The organism is Rhizobium etli 8C-3 (assembly GCF_001908375.1).
GTDB lineage: Bacteria > Pseudomonadota > Alphaproteobacteria > Rhizobiales > Rhizobiaceae > Rhizobium > Rhizobium etli_B.
Window position 1 is genome coordinate 181,392 of record NZ_CP017241.1, and the last position, 17,133, is coordinate 198,524.

At 59.7% G+C, this 17,133-nt stretch carries 10 protein-coding genes and 1 pseudogene; 3 read left to right on the forward strand and 8 right to left on the reverse strand.

Annotated elements, in window-relative coordinates; translation table 11 throughout:
* Positions 1-16: 16 nt before the first annotated feature.
* Together dnaK and AM571_RS00895 are read right to left on the reverse strand one after the other, a co-directional pair.
* On the reverse strand, positions 17-1,927 hold the full coding sequence (gene dnaK / locus AM571_RS00890; RefSeq protein ID WP_074059773.1) for a molecular chaperone DnaK: 1,911 nt from the start codon (positions 1,925-1,927) through the stop codon (positions 17-19).
* 280 nt (positions 1,928-2,207) lie between these two features.
* Complete coding sequence (locus tag AM571_RS00895; protein WP_074059774.1) at positions 2,208-4,493, reverse strand: transglycosylase domain-containing protein; 2,286 nt, start codon at positions 4,491-4,493, stop codon at positions 2,208-2,210.
* A gap of 233 nt (positions 4,494-4,726) precedes the next feature.
* On the opposite strand from AM571_RS00895, the gene AM571_RS00900 reads away from it, so the two are divergent.
* Positions 4,727-4,909: a hypothetical protein gene (locus AM571_RS00900; RefSeq protein ID WP_074059775.1), complete on the forward strand. Its 183-nt coding sequence runs from the start codon at positions 4,727-4,729 to the stop codon at positions 4,907-4,909.
* A gap of 501 nt (positions 4,910-5,410) precedes the next feature.
* Here the strand turns inward: AM571_RS00900 and AM571_RS00905 are convergent.
* From AM571_RS00905 to AM571_RS00915, 3 genes and pseudogenes are all read right to left on the reverse strand, one after another.
* Positions 5,411-6,163: pseudogene (locus AM571_RS00905) on the reverse strand (SH3 domain-containing protein); the annotation flags it as partial.
* 478 nt (positions 6,164-6,641) lie between these two features.
* Positions 6,642-8,030, reverse strand: a complete 1,389-nt coding sequence (locus tag AM571_RS00910) for a M20/M25/M40 family metallo-hydrolase (RefSeq protein ID WP_074059776.1) — start codon at positions 8,028-8,030, stop codon at positions 6,642-6,644.
* Between the two features lie 89 nt (positions 8,031-8,119).
* A complete protein-coding gene (locus AM571_RS00915) occupies positions 8,120-8,536 on the reverse strand; it encodes a MarR family winged helix-turn-helix transcriptional regulator (RefSeq protein ID WP_022713262.1) in 417 nt (138 codons plus the stop codon).
* A 716-nt stretch (positions 8,537-9,252) separates the two neighbouring features.
* Here AM571_RS00915 and polA point away from each other — a divergent pair.
* Positions 9,253-12,243 carry a DNA polymerase I gene (gene polA, locus AM571_RS00925; RefSeq protein WP_074059777.1) on the forward strand — a complete coding sequence of 997 codons (2,991 nt, stop codon included), beginning with the start codon at positions 9,253-9,255 and terminating at the stop codon, positions 12,241-12,243.
* Between the two features lie 166 nt (positions 12,244-12,409).
* Positions 12,410-14,683 carry a DNA translocase FtsK gene (locus tag AM571_RS00930; protein WP_074059778.1) on the forward strand — a complete coding sequence of 758 codons (2,274 nt, stop codon included), beginning with the start codon at positions 12,410-12,412 and terminating at the stop codon, positions 14,681-14,683.
* A 6-nt stretch (positions 14,684-14,689) separates the two neighbouring features.
* Here AM571_RS00930 and phnN read toward each other — a convergent pair whose 3' ends face one another.
* From phnN to AM571_RS00945, 3 genes are read right to left on the reverse strand one after another with little or no spacing between them, the layout of a single operon-like run.
* Positions 14,690-15,289 (reverse strand): phosphonate metabolism protein/1,5-bisphosphokinase (PRPP-forming) PhnN, encoded by a 600-nt coding sequence (phnN, locus tag AM571_RS00935; RefSeq protein ID WP_074059779.1) that lies wholly within the window; start codon positions 15,287-15,289, stop codon positions 14,690-14,692.
* Entirely contained in the window at positions 15,286-16,425 is a 1,140-nt protein-coding gene (locus tag AM571_RS00940; RefSeq protein WP_074059780.1) for an alpha-D-ribose 1-methylphosphonate 5-triphosphate diphosphatase, read from the reverse strand. Before AM571_RS00940 ends, phnN begins: the two co-directional genes overlap by 4 nt.
* A gap of 11 nt (positions 16,426-16,436) precedes the next feature.
* Entirely contained in the window at positions 16,437-17,132 is a 696-nt protein-coding gene (locus AM571_RS00945) for a DUF1045 domain-containing protein (RefSeq protein ID WP_074063003.1), read from the reverse strand.
* Between the last annotated feature and the right edge of the window lies 1 nt (position 17,133).

Genomic DNA, 17,133 nt, shown 5'->3' on the forward strand with positions numbered 1-17,133 from the left:
ACCGCTTCGCCGCGGATTATGCGGACTTCTTGCGGTCGTCGTCCTTGACTTCTTCGTAGTCGGCATCAACGACATTGTCATCACCTGCCGACGCATCTGCCGTGCCGGTTTCCGCCTGCTGGGCTTCGTAGATCGCCTGACCGAGCTTCATGGATACTTCCATGAGGGTCTGCGTCTTCGCCTTGATGTCCTCGGCATCCGGTTCGGTTGCCTCAGCTGCAGACTTCAGAGCCGCAATCGCGTCGGAGATCGCGGTGCGGTCGGTCTCGGAAACCTTGTCACCGTAATCCTTCAGCGATTTTTCCGTCGAGTGTACCAGGCTTTCGGCCTGGTTCTTGGCCTCCACGGTTTCGCGGCGCTTCTTGTCTTCAGCAGCATGCGATTCGGCATCCTTGACCATCTTTTCGATGTCGGCGTCCGAGAGGCCGCCGGAAGCCTGGATGCGGATCTGCTGTTCCTTGCCGGTACCCTTGTCCTTGGCCGAAACCTGCACGATGCCATTCGCGTCGATATCGAAGGTAACTTCAATCTGCGGAACGCCGCGCGGGGCCGGCGGCAGACCGACGAGGTCGAACTGGCCGAGCAGCTTGTTGTCGGCAGCCATTTCGCGCTCGCCCTGCGAAACACGGATGGTGACGGCCTGCTGGTTGTCATCGGCAGTCGAGAAAGTCTGCGACTTCTTGGTCGGGATCGTCGTGTTGCGCTCGATCAGACGGGTGAAGACGCCGCCGAGAGTTTCGATGCCCAGCGACAGAGGCGTCACGTCGAGCAGCAGAACGTCCTTGACGTCGCCCTGCAGAACGCCGGCCTGGATGGCAGCGCCGAGCGCAACGACTTCGTCCGGATTGACGCCCTTGTGCGGCTCCTTGCCGAACAGTTGCTTGACGACTTCTTGAACCTTCGGCATGCGGCTCATACCACCGACGAGAACGACTTCATCGATCTCGGCCGGGGTGACGCCGGCATCCTTGAGGGCTGCCTTGCAAGGCGCAATCGTGCGCTGCACGAGATCGTCGACTAGGCTTTCAAGCTTGGCACGCGTCAGCTTCAGCGTGAGGTGCTTCGGGCCGGAAGCGTCAGCCGTGATGAACGGCAGGTTGATTTCGGTCTGCTGCGAGGACGAGAGCTCGATCTTGGCCTTTTCGGCAGCCTCCTTCAGACGCTGCAGCGCGAGCTTGTCGTTCTTGAGATTGATGCCGTTGTCCTTCTTGAACTCGGCAACGAGGTATTCGACGAGACGCATGTCGAAGTCTTCACCGCCGAGGAAGGTGTCCCCGTTGGTGGACTTCACTTCGAAGACGCCGTCGCCGATCTCGAGGATCGAAATATCGAAGGTACCGCCGCCAAGGTCGTAGACGGCAATCGTCTTGCCTTCCTTTTTGTCAAGCCCGTAAGCAAGGGCCGCTGCGGTTGGTTCGTTGATGATGCGCAGAACCTCAAGACCCGCAATCTTGCCGGCATCCTTGGTCGCCTGGCGCTGTGCGTCGTTGAAATATGCCGGAACCGTGATGACGGCCTTCTCGACCTTTTCACCGAGGTAGGCTTCAGCTGTTTCCTTCATCTTCTGAAGGATCATTGCGGAAACCTGCGCGGGCGAATAGCCCTTGCCATTGGCTTCGACCCAAGCATCGCCATTGTCGCCCCTCGAGATGCTGAAGGGAACAAGACCCTTGTCCTTCTCGACGGTCGGATCTTCGTAGCGGCGGCCGATCAGGCGCTTGACGGCAAAGAGGGTATTCGTCGGATTGGTGACTGCCTGGCGTTTTGCCGGCTGGCCGACAAGGCGTTCGCCGTCGTCGGTAAATGCTACCATGGAAGGAGTCGTGCGCGCGCCTTCCGCGTTCTCAATGACCTTCGCGTCCTTGCCGTCCATGACAGCGACGCAGGAATTTGTCGTTCCGAGGTCGATACCAATTACTTTTGCCATGTCATTTACTCCTTGAAGCAAGCTGTCGGAACCCCGAGAAGGCATTTCCCTGACAGCCCCTTACGGGATGTGGGTCTTCGGAATTAACGCAATCGTGATTGCGGTGATGCGGCGTATATAAGGAGCGGTTTTCTTGACTGCAAGGCGAGAATGAGCCCGAAAACCAGCAAAACGAACGTCTTGTATTCACTTTCTACAGTGGGCGAAAAAAGTCCGCCTTTGGTTCGCGTCTCCTCGGACGTGTCAAAGCCGGCTTGCGCCGGGCAAGAGGCGGCTGCGCTCATTGGCCCATGATCAGGTCAAGCAGCGTTGTGCGGCGCGGCTGGACGGAGGAGGTGGCCGCAGGGCTGCCGACATCTCCCGGTGGAATAGGCCCTCCCGGGACGGCTACGGCCTGTTGTTGCTGACCGGGGGCAGGTGGAAACGATGTTTCCACCTGCGTGCTGCTCCCACCGCCGAAAACGCCGGAAATGATGCCGCCGATCGTTGTCGGCTGCTCCTGCATCGGCTGCGGTGCACCCTGCGCCATCGGGCGATTGCCGAATCCATCGGGGTCCGCAATGAACTGGCCGTTGCCGAAAAGCGGAGCGGGAGAAAGACCCTTGTGCGCGGCAATCATGAATTCCTGCCATGCCTTGGCGGGCAGGCCGCCGCCGGTAACCTTCTTCATCGGCGTGCCGTCGTCGTTGCCGAACCAGACGCCGGTCGTCAGATTGCTGGTGAAGCCGACGAAGAGTGCATCGCGCGAATTCTGCGTCGTGCCCGTCTTGCCGGCCGCCTGCCAGCCGGGAATCTTGGCGCTTTTGCCCGTGCCGGTCTCGATCGTGCCCATCATCATGGCATTCATGTTGGCGGCGACCGTTTCAGAAACAACGCGCGGCGGGTTGTCATAGGTGTTCTCATAAAGAACCTTGCCCTCGGCAGTCGCCACCCGGCGGATCACATGCGGGGTTGCCTTGTAGCCGCCGTTCATGAAGGCCGCGTAGGAAGCGGTGAGTTCCATGAGCGACACTTCAGATGTGCCAAGCGCGATCGAGGCATTCGGCTGCAGCTCGGTCTCGATGCCAAGCCGGTGCGCAAGCTTGATGACCTGCTCCGGCCCGTCATACATGACGAGCTGGGCGGCGACGGTATTCAACGACTTCGCAAGCGCAGTCGCGAGCGTCACGTCGCCATTGTATTTCTTTTCGTAGTTTTCAGGCGTCCAGTTGCCGATGCGGATTGGGGCGTCGTTGAAGACGGAATAGGGCGTCAGGCCCTTTTCGAGTGCGGCGGCATAAACGAAAGGTTTGAATGAGGAACCCGGCTGGCGCTTCGCCTTGACCGCCCGGTTGAACTGGCTTTCGGCATAATCCCTGCCGCCGACAAGTGCCCGGATCGCACCGGTCCCGTCGATCGACACGAGGGCAGCCTGGGACGCATCGAGCTTTGCGCCGTCCTTGCCCAGAATGTCGTTGAGTGACTGCTCGGCCTTCTTTTCCAGCCCCTTGTCGATCGTCGTATCGACGATCAGGTCCTCTTTCACCTCGCCGACCAGCCCCGACAGCTCGTCCATGACCATGTCGGCTACATATTGACCAGCGCCCGACCAGTAGCTCTTCGCTTTGGACGGCGTCTGCGTCATTGCCGTCTTCACCTCGTTGTCGGTGATATAGCCCTGGTCGCGCATGGCCTGCAGTACGACCTGGGCGCGGGCGTTTGCGGCGTCTGGATCGCGCGCCGGAGACAGGCGTGACGGCGCCTTGACGAGGCCGGCGAGCAGAGCTGCTTCCCCGAGGTTCACGTCACGCGCGGACTTGTTGAAATAGCGGCGGGCGGCGGCCTCGACGCCGTAGGCATTCGAACCGTAGAAGACCCGGTTCAGATACATCGCAAGGATCTGATCTTTAGTATATTTCTGCTCAAGCCAGAAGGAGAGCAGCACTTCCTGTACCTTGCGCTCCAGAGTGCGTTCCGGCGAGAGGAAGAGGTTCTTCGCGAGCTGCTGCGTCAGCGTCGAGCCACCTTGAATCGGCTGGCCCGTCAGGTTGTTGACGACGGCCCGGGCAAGCCCCATTGGGTCAACGCCGAAATGCGAGTAAAATCGCTTGTCTTCTATCGCGATGATCGCTTCGGGGATGTAGGGCGACATCTGATCGAGCGACAGCGCCTCGCCGCCGGTTGCGCCACGATTGGCGATCACGCTGCCATCGACAGATGTGATCTTGACGTTCGGCGGGCGGTCAGGGATTGCCCAGGTGCTGGCGCTCGGCATGCGCGATCCGTAGTAAAAAACCAGCCCAGCTGCGCCGATGCCGGCCCAGATACCGAAAACGATGCACCAGTAGACCATGCGTCGGATGAAGCTAAAGAGACCGCCATCCTGGCGTTCCGGCAACCCGCGTTTGCTGCGCCTTTTCCTGTCGGGTGCGCCGCTTCGTGTCGCGTCCAAGGAAGGACGTTTGGTTCCGCGTCGACCCGCGATACGATCATCGTCATCCAGCGAAAAGTCGTCGTCCTCTTCATAGCGGCTGCGGCCGCTGAAGGTCGGTTCGATTCTATCGCGTGATCTGCCCCTAGCTGCCATCGTGGACCGGCCGCACCCCATATGTCGCATGCGCTGTCTGCGCAATCATCCGGGTGGACTTTAAATACGGCGATTTAAGGGGTGGTTAAGAGCGCCGCAAGCGGATCTGGCAGCGCTTCAGCCCGCCGTTTTGCGCATGGCTGCCATTCGTTGCGCTTGTCACGAAACTGACATATATCGCGCCACCTTGCGCCCAAGAAAAAAGCAACAAGCATAATAGCTAGGCATTTGATATGAGCATTGACCTTAAGAGAATAGACGAGACCTGTCTTCGCGAGATCTGGAACATCCATGAGTTTGCCCGGCAGCATCGGCTGGGCAAGATGGAGGAAAGTCGCCTGAAAATGCTGCACGGTCCGTTTGCGGAGATGCGCGAATTGGTGGCAGGCTTAGATCGCAAGGCGTCCGTTTGGTAATTTGGAACCTTTAGCTGTCCCGACAGTTTCCTTTGTAGCGGGACAGCCCTCAAGTCCCGTTATGGATCGGTCGTCTCCCCTCAACACGGCCGATCGAAATCAGGCCCGGCGCCTCCCTCATGGAGCGTCGGGCTTTTTCTATGCAGCCTGTCGCAAAAAAAAGGGCGGCATCTCTGCCGCCCCGGGAGCACATTAGTTCCGGCAACCCGGATCGCTCGGTTCGCAGGCGCGCCGCTGCGGCCTGCGGCGGTCATTGTCACCACCGCTGCGGTTGCGATTGTCGTCGCCGCGCCGGATGGCGCGATCGCCGTCATCGCCTCGGCGTTCGAAGTTGCGGCGGTCATTGTCACCACGGGTGCGATTGCGATTGTCGTCGCCGCGCCGGATGGCGCGATCGCCGTCATCGCCTCGGCGTTCGAAGTTGCGGCGGTCATTGTCACCACGGGTGCGATTGCGATTGTCGTCGCTACGCCGGATGACGCGATCGCCGTCATCGCCTCGGCGTTCGAAGTTGCGGCGGTCGTTGTCACCACGGGTGCGATTGCGATTGTCGTCGCTACGCCGGATGACGCGATCGCCGTCATCGCCTCGGCGTTCGAAGTTGCGGCGGTCATTGTCGCCGCGGCTGCGATCACGATTGTCGTCGCTACGCCGGATGACGCGATCGCCATCATCGTCTCGGCGTTCGAAGTTGCGGCGGTTGCGATCGCCGCTGCGCAGATCACGGTAAAAGTCCGACTGCCTGTCGACATTGGGCCTGCGGTCGGGCGCGCGATCGAAATCAGGCAGGCGATCAGAACGATCATCAAAGTCCCGACGCCTTTCACGGCGATCCGAGTCGCGATAGAAGTCCGGTCCGCGGCGCCAGCGATCGCGGTCGCGATAGAAGTCACGGTCACGGTAGTAACGATCCCAATAGCTGCCGAAGCTGAAGACAACGACGGGAATGCCGAGCGGGCGATAATATTCAGGCCCGACATAAACGCGGCGCGTTTGATAAAGAGCCTGGATATATCCGCCATGCACCCAGCCACGGGCGCCGTAGAACTCCACGTCGCACCATGGCACGTCGGCAAGACAGCCGTAGATTTCGATGGATTCGCCGGCCGGAATAACGGTGACTGCCGGATATGCTGTGCTGGGGCCGGCCCGGAGATTGACGTTCGTCGTCGCGAAGCCTTCTGCCGCCTGAGCGATCGCCGGAGCAAACAACACCATACCGGCCGCGGCAAATTTCAAGAGGGTACATTTCACGTTTTCAACTCCCTGGGAGGCAGCATCATGCCACTCCGGTATTTGTTCTTGCTCCGGCTCTTGCCGGTTGCGAGCAATAGTCGAAGCCCTTGCCGCTTTTGATAAGTCGGCAACCATTCGTCTTGTCTTTCAATGGTTTATAGCGCGTATTGCATGAACGCAGCTTGAACGGAAGATTCCGGGCTCAGGCACTTGAAAGTGCCCGAGCGGCTTCCGATATCAGGTTCCACAGATCGAAGCCAGGTGGATGGTTTTCGTGCGCCTCGGGCGTTTGACCGTTTCCCTATCATCCCGACTGCAAATGCGCTTTAATCGCGTGTTAATCTTTCGGGATCAATCTTGGCTCCAAAGTCCGCTTTTTCCTTGACCACGGATGTACTGGCATTGAAGCGAAGCGGATTGATGAAGGCCGGTTTATCCGGCCTTTATTGTTCTGTCTGGATGCGTGCCGGCATAAATTGCCAGGCACGCTTTTTATTCAAGCTGCCAATGCGTCGAGGATGCGCACCCAGGAGCGGATGCCCTTGTGGTAGGAGGCGAGTTCGTATTTCTCGTTGGGCGAATGGATCCTGTCATCTGAGAGGCCGAAACCGACGAGCAGCGATTCCATCCCGAGGATCCTCTGGAAATCGCCGACGATCGGAATAGAGCCGCCCATGCCGATGACGACGGCGGGCTTGGGCCATTCGTCCGAAAGCGCGTTCTTTGCTTTGGTAATCACCGCAGAATCGTAGGCAAGTTGAATTGCCGGCGAACCGCCATGGGCATGGAACTCGACCGAGCAATCGGCCGGAAGCTTCGAGCGGACATAGTTTCGGAACGTCTCTCGAATCTTTGCTGGATCCTGTCTGCCGACGAGGCGGAAGGAAACCTTGGCCGACGCCTTGGCGGCAATCACTGTCTTGAAGCCCTCGCCGGTATAGCCCCCCCATATGCCGTTGACTTCAGCCGTCGGACGCGCCCAGGTGAGTTCCAGAACGGAGCGGCCTTTTTCACCGGACGGCACAGAAAGGCCGACTTGGCCCAGGAAGTCCTCAGAGGTCTGGCCGAGCTTTTCCCATGAGGCCTTGATGTTTGCAGGCGTTTCCTCGACGCCTTCATAGAAATTCTCGAGTGTTATGCGACCGGTATCGTCGTGGAGACCGGCAAGCGCCGCTGTCAGGACATGGATGGGATTTGCCGCCGCGCCGCCGAAAAGCCCGGAATGCAGATCGCGGTCGGCAGCCGTAACGACGACTTCTTCACCGACAAGGCCGCGAAGCGCAGCAGCAATCGCCGGGGTCTGCCCGTCCCACATGCCGGTATCGCAGACAAGCGCATAATCGGCCTTCAGTTCTGCCGCATTTGCCTCCAAAAATGGCTTGAGGGACGGCGAGCCGGATTCCTCTTCGCCCTCAAAAAGGATGGTGACGCGGCAAGGAAGCGCGCCGTTGACCTCTTTGTAGGCCCGGCAGGCTTCGACGAAAGTCATGAGCTGGCCCTTGTCGTCGGCTGTACCGCGGCCCGTCAGGATCTTGCGGCCATTGCCCATGTCCTTGACGACTGGTTCGAAGGGATCGTTTTCCCAAAGCTCGATTGGATCGACTGGTTGAACGTCGTAGTGGCCGTAGAACAACATATGCGGCGCATCCGCACTGGCGCCGGCATGATGCGCAACGACCATCGGGTGACCGGGAGTATCGCGAACGGAAGCCTCGAAGCCCAGGGTCTTCAAATAGGCCACCAGCCATTCGGCGGCCGTGCGGCACTCGGCTTTATACGCAGGGTCAGTCGAGATCGATTTGATCCGCAGCAACTCGAACAGTCTGTCCAGGCTTGAACCAAGATTCTGATCGGCGCGCGAAAGCACCGAGGATACGTCTGTCATTTCCGACTCCTTTCGAAATTCGGCGGACGATAGACCAAAGGCGGGAACGTTTCGAGGAAGAAAATCGAAACAAGACAGGGCGTAATCGCTCAGATTTTCTTCGCGTTTTCAAGGAGGCGGCGGATATATTCCAGCATCAGTTCGCGTTCGAAGGTCTTGAAGCCTTGGAAAAGCGCCAGATCGGCTTCACGCGCGATCTTGACCGCTTCATCTTCGATGGCCCGCGCATTGGGCGTCAGGAAGATCAGTTGCGCTCGTTTGTCTGAAGGATGGGGGCGGCGCTCTATGAGGCCATCGCGCGCCATGCGCGCAAGCGTATTGGCCATCGTCGCCTGTTCGATATCGACGCGTTCGAGCAATTGCTTCTGCGTGAGGCCGTCTTCTGCCCAAAGTTCGAGAAGGATCGGGAATTGCCCGGGAGAAAAACCTAACCCCGCCGCGCGCTGTTGCAGCGAGCGGGCAAATCCCTTGGCCAACTGGCTGGCAAGGTATGCTCCTGAATCCATCCTGTTGAATCCCATGATTGCAGTTAGGCTCAAAAACTGGCGCGAAACAATGCAACAAATCGCATGCGATGGATCAAAACTTGTCCTTCAGCTTCATAAATGTGCATCTTCGACAAAAAACAAAGCCGCCATGGCCTGGAGGTTGGCCATGGCGGCTTGAAAATGGGGACAAAGGCCCGGAGAGGGGGATAAGGCCTTTGTCCAAGCCTGATGCGGCGGGGGACAAGCCGGTAATCAGACCCTCGGCGCGATCAAACGCCGGTACATCTGATTTGTGACCGGGAATGTGGTTTTTCAAGGGAAGCCGGCCGAGCCGACAATTACAAATTGGTAACAGTTCGGTGAAGCACTATTCCCGCGCCCTTGAGCGACCATTCCAGCAGAACCCAAGGTCCATCCGGCATTAGCGTCATGCCTCAAAGGGCGCAGATCAGCCCAGTGAGGCAAAGTCTCGTAAGGGCTGACCGGGAAAGAAGCAGAACGTTCAGCCGCTGAAATCTGCTGGTACAAACCAATCGCAGGTCCTCGACCGCCGCCAGTGCGCAGCAACTGATAAAGACGACTGCCACGAGACAAACGGCACGGCCTGGGCCGCCGCGATGCTGCGCTTTTCCGACGGTAACCCTTTGCGAAGGTCAGTTGTCCCAGCAATAAAATAGTTCCGCAAACTCCATGTGCAATGGACGTTTCCATCCCGCCACGCTATCCATGCAGCCATGAAAAAAGGCGATCATCTTTTCCTTGTTGACGGTTCGGGTTTCATCTTCCGGGCGTTTCATGCCCTGCCGCCGCTGACGCGCAAGTCCGACGGCTTGCCGGTCGGCGCGGTCTCTGGCTTCTGCAATATGCTCTGGAAGCTGCTGACCGATGCGCGTGACACCTCCGTCGGCGTCACGCCGACGCATCTTGCGGTTATCTTCGACTACTCGGCAAAGACCTTTCGCAAGGATTTGTATGATGCCTACAAGGCAAATCGCTCTGCGCCCCCGGATGAGCTGATACCGCAGTTCGGGCTGATCCGCGAGGCGACGCGCGCCTTCAACCTGCCCTGCATCGAGACCGAGGGCTTCGAGGCCGACGATATCATCGCCACCTATGCCCGACAGGCGGAAGCGACCGGCGCCGATGTGACGATCGTCTCCTCCGACAAGGATCTGATGCAGCTCGTGACGCCGAACGTCCACATGTACGACAGCATGAAGGACAAGCAGATCGGCATCCCGGACGTGATCGAGAAATGGGGCGTGTCGCCCGAAAAGATGATCGACCTGCAGGCCATGACCGGTGATTCGGTCGATAACGTCCCCGGTATTCCCGGTATCGGTCCGAAGACCGCCGCGCAGCTTCTTGCGGAATATGGCGATCTCGACACGCTTTTGGACCGCGCGCATGAGATCAAGCAGGAAAAGCGCCGCCAGGCGATCCTCGAAAATGCCGACAAGGCAAGGCTCTCGCGCGAGTTGGTGCGGTTGCGATCTGATGTGCCGCTGGTGCTTGGTCTGGACGACCTCGTTCTCGAAGTGCAGAACGGCCCGAAGTTGATTGGCTTTCTGAAGGCGTTGCAATTCACGACGCTGACGCGCCGGGTGGCGGAGGCGTGCAATTGCGATGCCAGTGCCATCGAGGCGGCCGACGTAAAAGTCGAGTGGGGTAGTGCTGCCCATGGCCCCGATCTCGATGCCGTTGAGCCGGAGCCGGTTGCGGGGGGCATTCCGGATGTTGAGGGCGCCGCCGTTCCGATCCCCGTCAAGGCCAAGCCTGCCAGCAAAGGCTTTACGCCCGCCGAACTTGCCAGGACCCGCGCCGAAGCGTTTGCAGCGCTGCCATTCGATCATTCTACCTACGTGACGATTCGCGATCTTGCCACGCTCGACAAATGGATTGCCGATGCGCGGGCAACCGGTCTGGTAGCATTCGATACCGAAACCACTTCACTTGATGCGATGCAGGCGGAGCTGGTGGGATTCTCGATGGCGATTGCCGACAACGATAAGAACCCGGCAGGCGTCAAGACGCGCGCTGCCTATCTCCCGATCGGCCACAAGAACGGCGTCGGCGATCTCCTTGGTGGAGGGCTTGCGGACAATCAGATACCGATGCGGGACGCGCTGCCGCGGCTGAAAGCCCTGCTCGAAGACGAGTCCGTCCTCAAGGTCGCGCAGAACCTGAAATATGATTATCTGCTGATGAAGCGATACGGCGTCGAGACAAAGAGCTTCGATGACACGATGCTGATGTCCTACGTGCTCGACGCCGGCACCGGCGCCCACGGGATGGACTCGCTCTCGGAAAAATTTCTCGGACATAAACCGATTGCCTACAAGGACATCGCAGGAAGCGGCAGGGCGAATGTCACGTTCGACCTCGTCGATATCGAACGTGCTACGCATTACGCTGCCGAAGACGCCGATGTGACATTGCGGCTCTGGATGGTGCTGAAGCCACGTCTTGCCGCGGCAAAGCTGACGGCCGTCTACGAACGTCTGGAGCGCCCGCTGCTGCCGGTACTGGCGCGCATGGAAGAACGCGGCATCACGGTCGACCGTCAGATCCTGTCCCGCCTATCGGGTGAACTGGCGCAAGGCGCTGCGCGCCTGGAGGACGAAATCTATGCGCTGGCGGGTGAGAAATTCACGATCGGCTCGCCAAAGCAGCTTGGCGATATCCTGTTCGGCAAGCTGGGGCTTGCTGGTGGCAGCAAGACGAAGACCGGGCAGTGGTCGACCTCGGCAAGCGTGCTGGAAGACCTTGCTGCCGCGGGTTTCGAGCTGCCGCGCAAGATCGTCGATTGGCGCCAGCTGACCAAGCTGAAATCCACGTATACAGATGCGCTTCCGGGATACGTGCATCCGCAGACGAAGCGCGTCCACACTTCCTATTCGCTGGCTTCGACGACAACAGGGCGCCTTTCGTCGTCCGAGCCGAACTTGCAAAATATTCCGGTGCGCACGCTGGAGGGCCGGAAAATCCGCACCGCGTTCATCTCCACGCCCGGGCATAAGCTGATCTCTGCCGATTACAGCCAGATCGAACTGCGCGTGCTCGCACATGTCGCGGAAATTCCGCAGCTCACACAGGCTTTTGCCGAAGGCATCGATATTCACGCGATGACGGCCTCCGAAATGTTCGGCGTTCCTGTCGATGGCATGCCGGCCGAAGTGCGCCGCCGTGCCAAGGCCATCAACTTCGGCATCATCTACGGTATTTCCGCCTTCGGCCTTGCCAACCAGCTCTCGATCGAGCGCTCGGAAGCGGGTGACTACATCAAGAAATATTTCGAGCGGTTTCCCGGCATTCGCGACTATATGGACAGCCGCAAACAGATGGCGCGCGACAAGGGCTATGTCGAAACGATCTTCGGGCGGCGAATCAACTACCCGGAAATCCGCTCCTCCAATCCTTCCGTGCGCGCCTTTAACGAGCGGGCGGCGATCAATGCACCAATCCAGGGTTCGGCTGCCGATGTCATCCGCCGGGCAATGATCAAGATCGAACCGGCACTCGCCGAAGCCGGCCTTGCGGATCGGGTTCGCATGCTGCTGCAGGTGCACGATGAGTTGATCTTCGAGGTCGAGGATGCCGACGTCGAAAAGGCGATGCCGATCATTGTTTCCGTCATGGAAAACGCCGCCATGCCGGCCCTTGAAATGCGCGTGCCGTTGAAGGTCGATGCCCGTGCCGCTACCAATTGGGACCAAGCGCACTGAGCGCTTTGTGCTTTCGGCCTCAAAGATTTTTCTTGATGACTTAACTCATTGGCGAAGCGTTGTTTTTTGTACTTGAGGTGTCCCGTTTAGATGCGGCTGGAAGGAACTTGTTAACCTTCATTTTCTAATCCGGTCGGGTCGGAAATTTGAGTGAGTAGCGGGTCGCATGCGTTTTCCCAGAACGAATTTGACGGATGCCGGTGATTTTTCCTCGGAAATAGACGTACAGCACGCGGGCGACGACGTGAATGTCGCTCCCGCAGCACCGGTTTGGCAGAGCAATTTCTCGCTCGCACCGAACGTGCGCTTTACCCGCACGCCGGAAAACCTGATCATTAAACGCCGCCCGCCGGCCGAATCGGAACAGCCGTATGGCGAGGCGACCGTCAGCCAAGAGCCGGCCGTTGATGTCGAGCCACCGGTGATGGTCGACGTGCCGTTCGACATCTATGAGCCGGAAGCCGCGCCATCCGTGTCCGAGATCGATCACCCCAAATATATCCCCGACGTCCAGGTCGAGCCTGAATTTCGCGCTTCGTCAAAGCTTGCAGACATTTCCGATTTCGCCTTCTGGGAAGTCATGGCCTTCGAGGAAGCAACTGCGGCCCCGATTATCCTGCCGGTTGCCTTCCTGCCGAAGGTTGAGGCAACAGCGGAATCGATCATCTCACACTTCCGCGTGATGGAATGGCGCCCGGGAGCAAGACTGCACAAGCCCGACGCACCAGCCACGGCCATAGCCGCTCCAGCGCCTGTAAGGTCCATATCGGCCGAGGCTCCGGCGGCCAGGTCGGGCCCAGCACCGCTGAGCGCGAAAACCCAGCCGATCGCGCCGATGCCGGTCCGTGTGCAGGCCCCTGCACCGCTGGCGCCCGCACCGCGGGCCGTAACGCAAAAGGCAATCCCGGCGCATATCGATCCATCCGGCTACGAGTTTCCGCCGCGCTCGCTGCTGCAGGAACCACCGGAGCGCTTTGGCGAAATCATGCCCCAGGAAACGCTGGAGCAGAATGCCGGGCTGTTGGAAAGCGTGCTGGAGGACTTCGGCATCAAGGGCGAGATCATTCACGTCCGCCCGGGTCCGGTCGTAACGCTTTATGAATTCGAACCTGCACCCGGAGTGAAGTCGTCGCGCGTCATCGGACTTGCCGACGATATCGCCCGCTCCATGTCGGCGCTGTCGGCTCGTGTCGCCGTCGTGCCCGGCCGCAACGTCATCGGCATCGAACTGCCGAACGCGATGCGGGAGACGGTCTATTTCCGCGAGATGATCGAAAGTCAGGATTTCGAGAAGAGCGGCTATAAGCTGGCGCTCGGCCTCGGCAAGACGATCGGCGGCGAGCCGGTGATCGCCGAGCTTGCAAAGATGCCGCACCTGCTGGTCGCCGGCACAACCGGCTCCGGAAAATCCGTCGCCATCAACACGATGATTCTCTCTCTGCTCTATCGCATGACACCGGAACAGTGCCGTCTCATCATGGTCGATCCGAAGATGCTGGAACTGTCCGTATATGATGGCATCCCGCACCTATTGACGCCCGTCGTTACCGATCCGAAGAAGGCTGTGATGGCGCTGAAATGGGCGGTGCGCGAGATGGAGGAGCGCTACCGGAAAATGTCGCGCCTCGGTGTGCGCAACATCGACGGCTACAACGGCCGTGTCGCGCAGGCCCGCGAAAAGGGCGAGACGGTCCACATCATGGTCCAGACCGGTTTTGACAAGGGCACAGGTGCACCGATCGAAGAGCAGCAGGAAATGGATCTGACGCCGATGCCTTACATCGTCGTCATCGTCGACGAAATGGCCGACCTCATGATGGTCGCCGGCAAGGAGATCGAGGGCGCGATCCAGCGCCTGGCGCAGATGGCGCGCGCTGCCGGCATCCATCTCATCATGGCGACCCAGCGTCCGTCCGTCGACGTCATCACCGGCACCATCAAGGCGAATTTCCCGACCCGGATTTCCTTCCAGGTCACGTCGAAGATCGACAGCCGCACGATCCTTGGCGAACAAGGCGCCGAGCAGCTGCTCGGCCAGGGCGACATGCTGCACATGCAAGGTGGCGGCAGGATTTCCCGTGTTCATGGCCCGTTCGTCTCCGACCTCGAAGTCGAAAAGGTCGTCGCGCATCTGAAGACGCAGGGCCGTCCGGAATATCTGGAGACGGTCACGGCTGACGAAGAAGAAGATGCCGACCCTGAAGAGGGCGCCGTCTTCGACAAGAGCGCGATCGCGTCCGAGGATGGCAACGAGCTTTACGACCAGGCTGTCAAGGTCGTGCTGCGCGACAAGAAGTGCTCGACCTCCTACATCCAGCGCCGCCTCGGCATCGGCTATAACCGGGCGGCATCGCTTGTCGAGCGCATGGAAAAGGAGGGCCTCGTCGGCCCCGCGAACCATGTCGGCAAACGTGAGATCGTCTCGGGGCGCGAAGAATGAAGTCGGCTAACCAATTTGGGCGAGGAAGCCGCTGAGCGTCTTGATGATCTTGCGCCCGGCTTCTTCCAGGGAACTGCTGTTGTCAAGTTCGGTGACGTCGTAGTCGCCGCGGACGGTCAGCGGGCCTCGAGCGAGGCGGGCCATGATATCTTCGTGCGTCTCGCGGCCGCGGGCTTCGAGGCGGCCTGCCAGCACTTCTGGGCGGGCGGTTACGTTGATAACCTTGAGGCGGGGAAAAACGGCGTGAAACAGGTGGAGTGCCGAGCGGGAGCCGTTGGCGATTACCAGGTGTCCCTTGGAGAGCGCGACGGAAACCTCTGCTGGAATTCCGTATTTCAGGCCATGCGCCTCCCACCAAACGGCGAAGTTGCCGGACTGCTCCATAGAAACGAAGCCTCCGTCGGAAACGGACAGATGATTCTCGCCGCCGGCATCCCCGTCCCGCGTGATGACGCGGCGGACGAAGTGCACGTCGGGACGGCCGGCGAAATGCTGTGCCGCCAGGTTTATCAGCGTGTCCTTGCCGGCGCCGCTCGGGCCGACGACAACGACCATGATGCCCCGCTCGGTGCCTGGTACCAAGTGTGGCTCGTGCGAGGGGATCATGCGACCCGGCGCCCTTCGCGCCAGACGGAACGGGTCACCGGGACGCCTTCTTTGCGGAAGACGCGGACAAGATCGGCACGAAGGCCGATGTCGATCCGGCCGCGATCATCCAGGCCGACGGTGCGCGCGGGCGTGGCGGTCACCATTGCGATGGCCCTGGACAACGAAATGGTCTCCACCTCGTCGGCAAGGATGAAGGGTGCGTAAAGCAGGCTGAGCGGCACGTAATCGGAAGAGAGCACGTCCAGGACGCCGCGCTCGGCAAGATCGCGAGCGGCGATGTTGCCTGAGTGAGACTTGCCCCGCACCACATTGGGAGCGCCCATCAACACGCTCATTCCATGTTCGTGCGATGCCTTGGCAGCATCGAAGCTCGTGGGAAATTCCGCAAGGCGCACGCCGTTTTCGATCGCCTCGTCGACATGGGCAAGGGTCGCATCGTCGTGGCTCGCAACCGTGATACCGCGCTCTTTGCAGACCTTGGCGATCGCGGTGCGGTGCGGCGTCGAATTGCGAGCCGATTCGCCGAGCCGCTTTTCTATGAAGCGCGCGAACTCCTCGTCCGAAAGGCCGCGCTTCTTCTGATAGTAGAAGACGTATTGATCCATGGTCTGGAACTGACGCTGTCCCGGCGCGTGGTCCATCAGTGAAACGAGGCGAACATAGGGATCGTCCTCGAAGTCCGCGAAGTGCTCCAGCACGTTGTGGGCCGAGACTTCGCAGCGCAGGTGGATCAGGTGCTCCGCGCGAAGCCTGCCTTCCTGCTCTGCCTTCTGGATGGCATCAGCCATCTCGCGCATTTCGCCATGTTCAAAGCCTCCGTCCTCGTCCGCGCCCATCCGCAGGCAGTCGAAAACTGTGGTGATGCCGGAGGTGACGATCTGGGCATCATGGGCCTGGATTGCCGCCGTCTTGTTCCAGCGCAGGCCGGGACGAGGCGAATAGTGGCCCTCCAGATGGTCGGTATGGAGTTCGACGAGGCCGGGGATGAGGTAATCGCCTTCGAAATCCTCTCCACTTGCCGAATTGCCTTCGGAGATATCGGCAATCCTGCCATCGCGGATCAAAAGCGAGCCATTGACGATCTCGTCTTGAAGAACGACTCGGGCGTTGGAAAGCACTGTCTCTGTGGTCATCTGCGGATCTCTCAGCGTTTGGCGCCAGCAAGCGGCAGCCAGGAATGAATCTTGAAGGGCCCGCCCCGATCTTCTTCAGTGAAAACGGCGAGGCCGGAGATGGAAAGCGGCCGGCCAATGAAGGCGGCAAAACGCTTTTCAAGGATCGATTTCATCAATGCCGATCGCTCTTCGGGCACCTGGCCGGTCAGCGTCATGTGAAAACCGAAGTCCTCCATTACATAGGGATAACCCCAGCGCATGAGGTTGGCGCGCTGGCTTTCAGTCAACTTTTCAGGCTTTCGTCTTGCAATATCGGCCTCGCAAAGCGCTGCGCGAAACGGCTCGAAGGACTTTACCACGCTTGCCGCAAAATCCTGAAGCGGCGCATGCAGAAAACCTGGAACGAGCGCAAAGAAGCGACCGATCTGCCCGAGGACAATTTCGGGGATTTCGACAGCCGGTGTACGGCCGGTGAAATCCTCGACGAAAGCCATCAAGTCTTTCTCGTTGACTGAAGCGGCAAGCGCAAAAGGCGCCTTTATGGTCGCATGAAAGCCGTAACGGCGCGGATCGGCTGTCAGCGCGAACTGCTCTGCCGCCGGCATCCCCTGTTCCTCGGGAGCCGGGTAAGTTTCTCCCGCAAATGCGTCGCGCCCAAGCCAGACGGAAGCAGCAACGTTCAGGGGATCGTCCTTCGGCGGCGTGAAATAAAGGGCGTAGCGCAAC

What these genes read in the sequence shown, in the direction of transcription:
- dnaK (WP_074059773.1), bottom strand. Translation starts at nt 1,927, where the DNA reads ATGGCAAAAGTAATTGGTATCGACCTCGGAACGACAAATTCCTGCGTC.
- polA (WP_074059777.1), top strand. Translation starts at nt 9,253, where the DNA reads ATGAAAAAAGGCGATCATCTTTTCCTTGTTGACGGTTCGGGTTTCATC.
- AM571_RS00930 (WP_074059778.1), top strand. Translation starts at nt 12,410, where the DNA reads ATGCGTTTTCCCAGAACGAATTTGACGGATGCCGGTGATTTTTCCTCG.
- AM571_RS00940 (WP_074059780.1), bottom strand. Translation starts at nt 16,425, where the DNA reads ATGACCACAGAGACAGTGCTTTCCAACGCCCGAGTCGTTCTTCAAGAC.
- AM571_RS00915 (WP_022713262.1), bottom strand. Translation starts at nt 8,536, where the DNA reads ATGGATTCAGGAGCATACCTTGCCAGCCAGTTGGCCAAGGGATTTGCC.
- AM571_RS00895 (WP_074059774.1), bottom strand. Translation starts at nt 4,493, where the DNA reads ATGGCAGCTAGGGGCAGATCACGCGATAGAATCGAACCGACCTTCAGC.
- AM571_RS00900 (WP_074059775.1), top strand. Translation starts at nt 4,727, where the DNA reads ATGAGCATTGACCTTAAGAGAATAGACGAGACCTGTCTTCGCGAGATC.
- AM571_RS00910 (WP_074059776.1), bottom strand. Translation starts at nt 8,030, where the DNA reads ATGACAGACGTATCCTCGGTGCTTTCGCGCGCCGATCAGAATCTTGGT.
- phnN (WP_074059779.1), bottom strand. Translation starts at nt 15,289, where the DNA reads ATGATCCCCTCGCACGAGCCACACTTGGTACCAGGCACCGAGCGGGGC.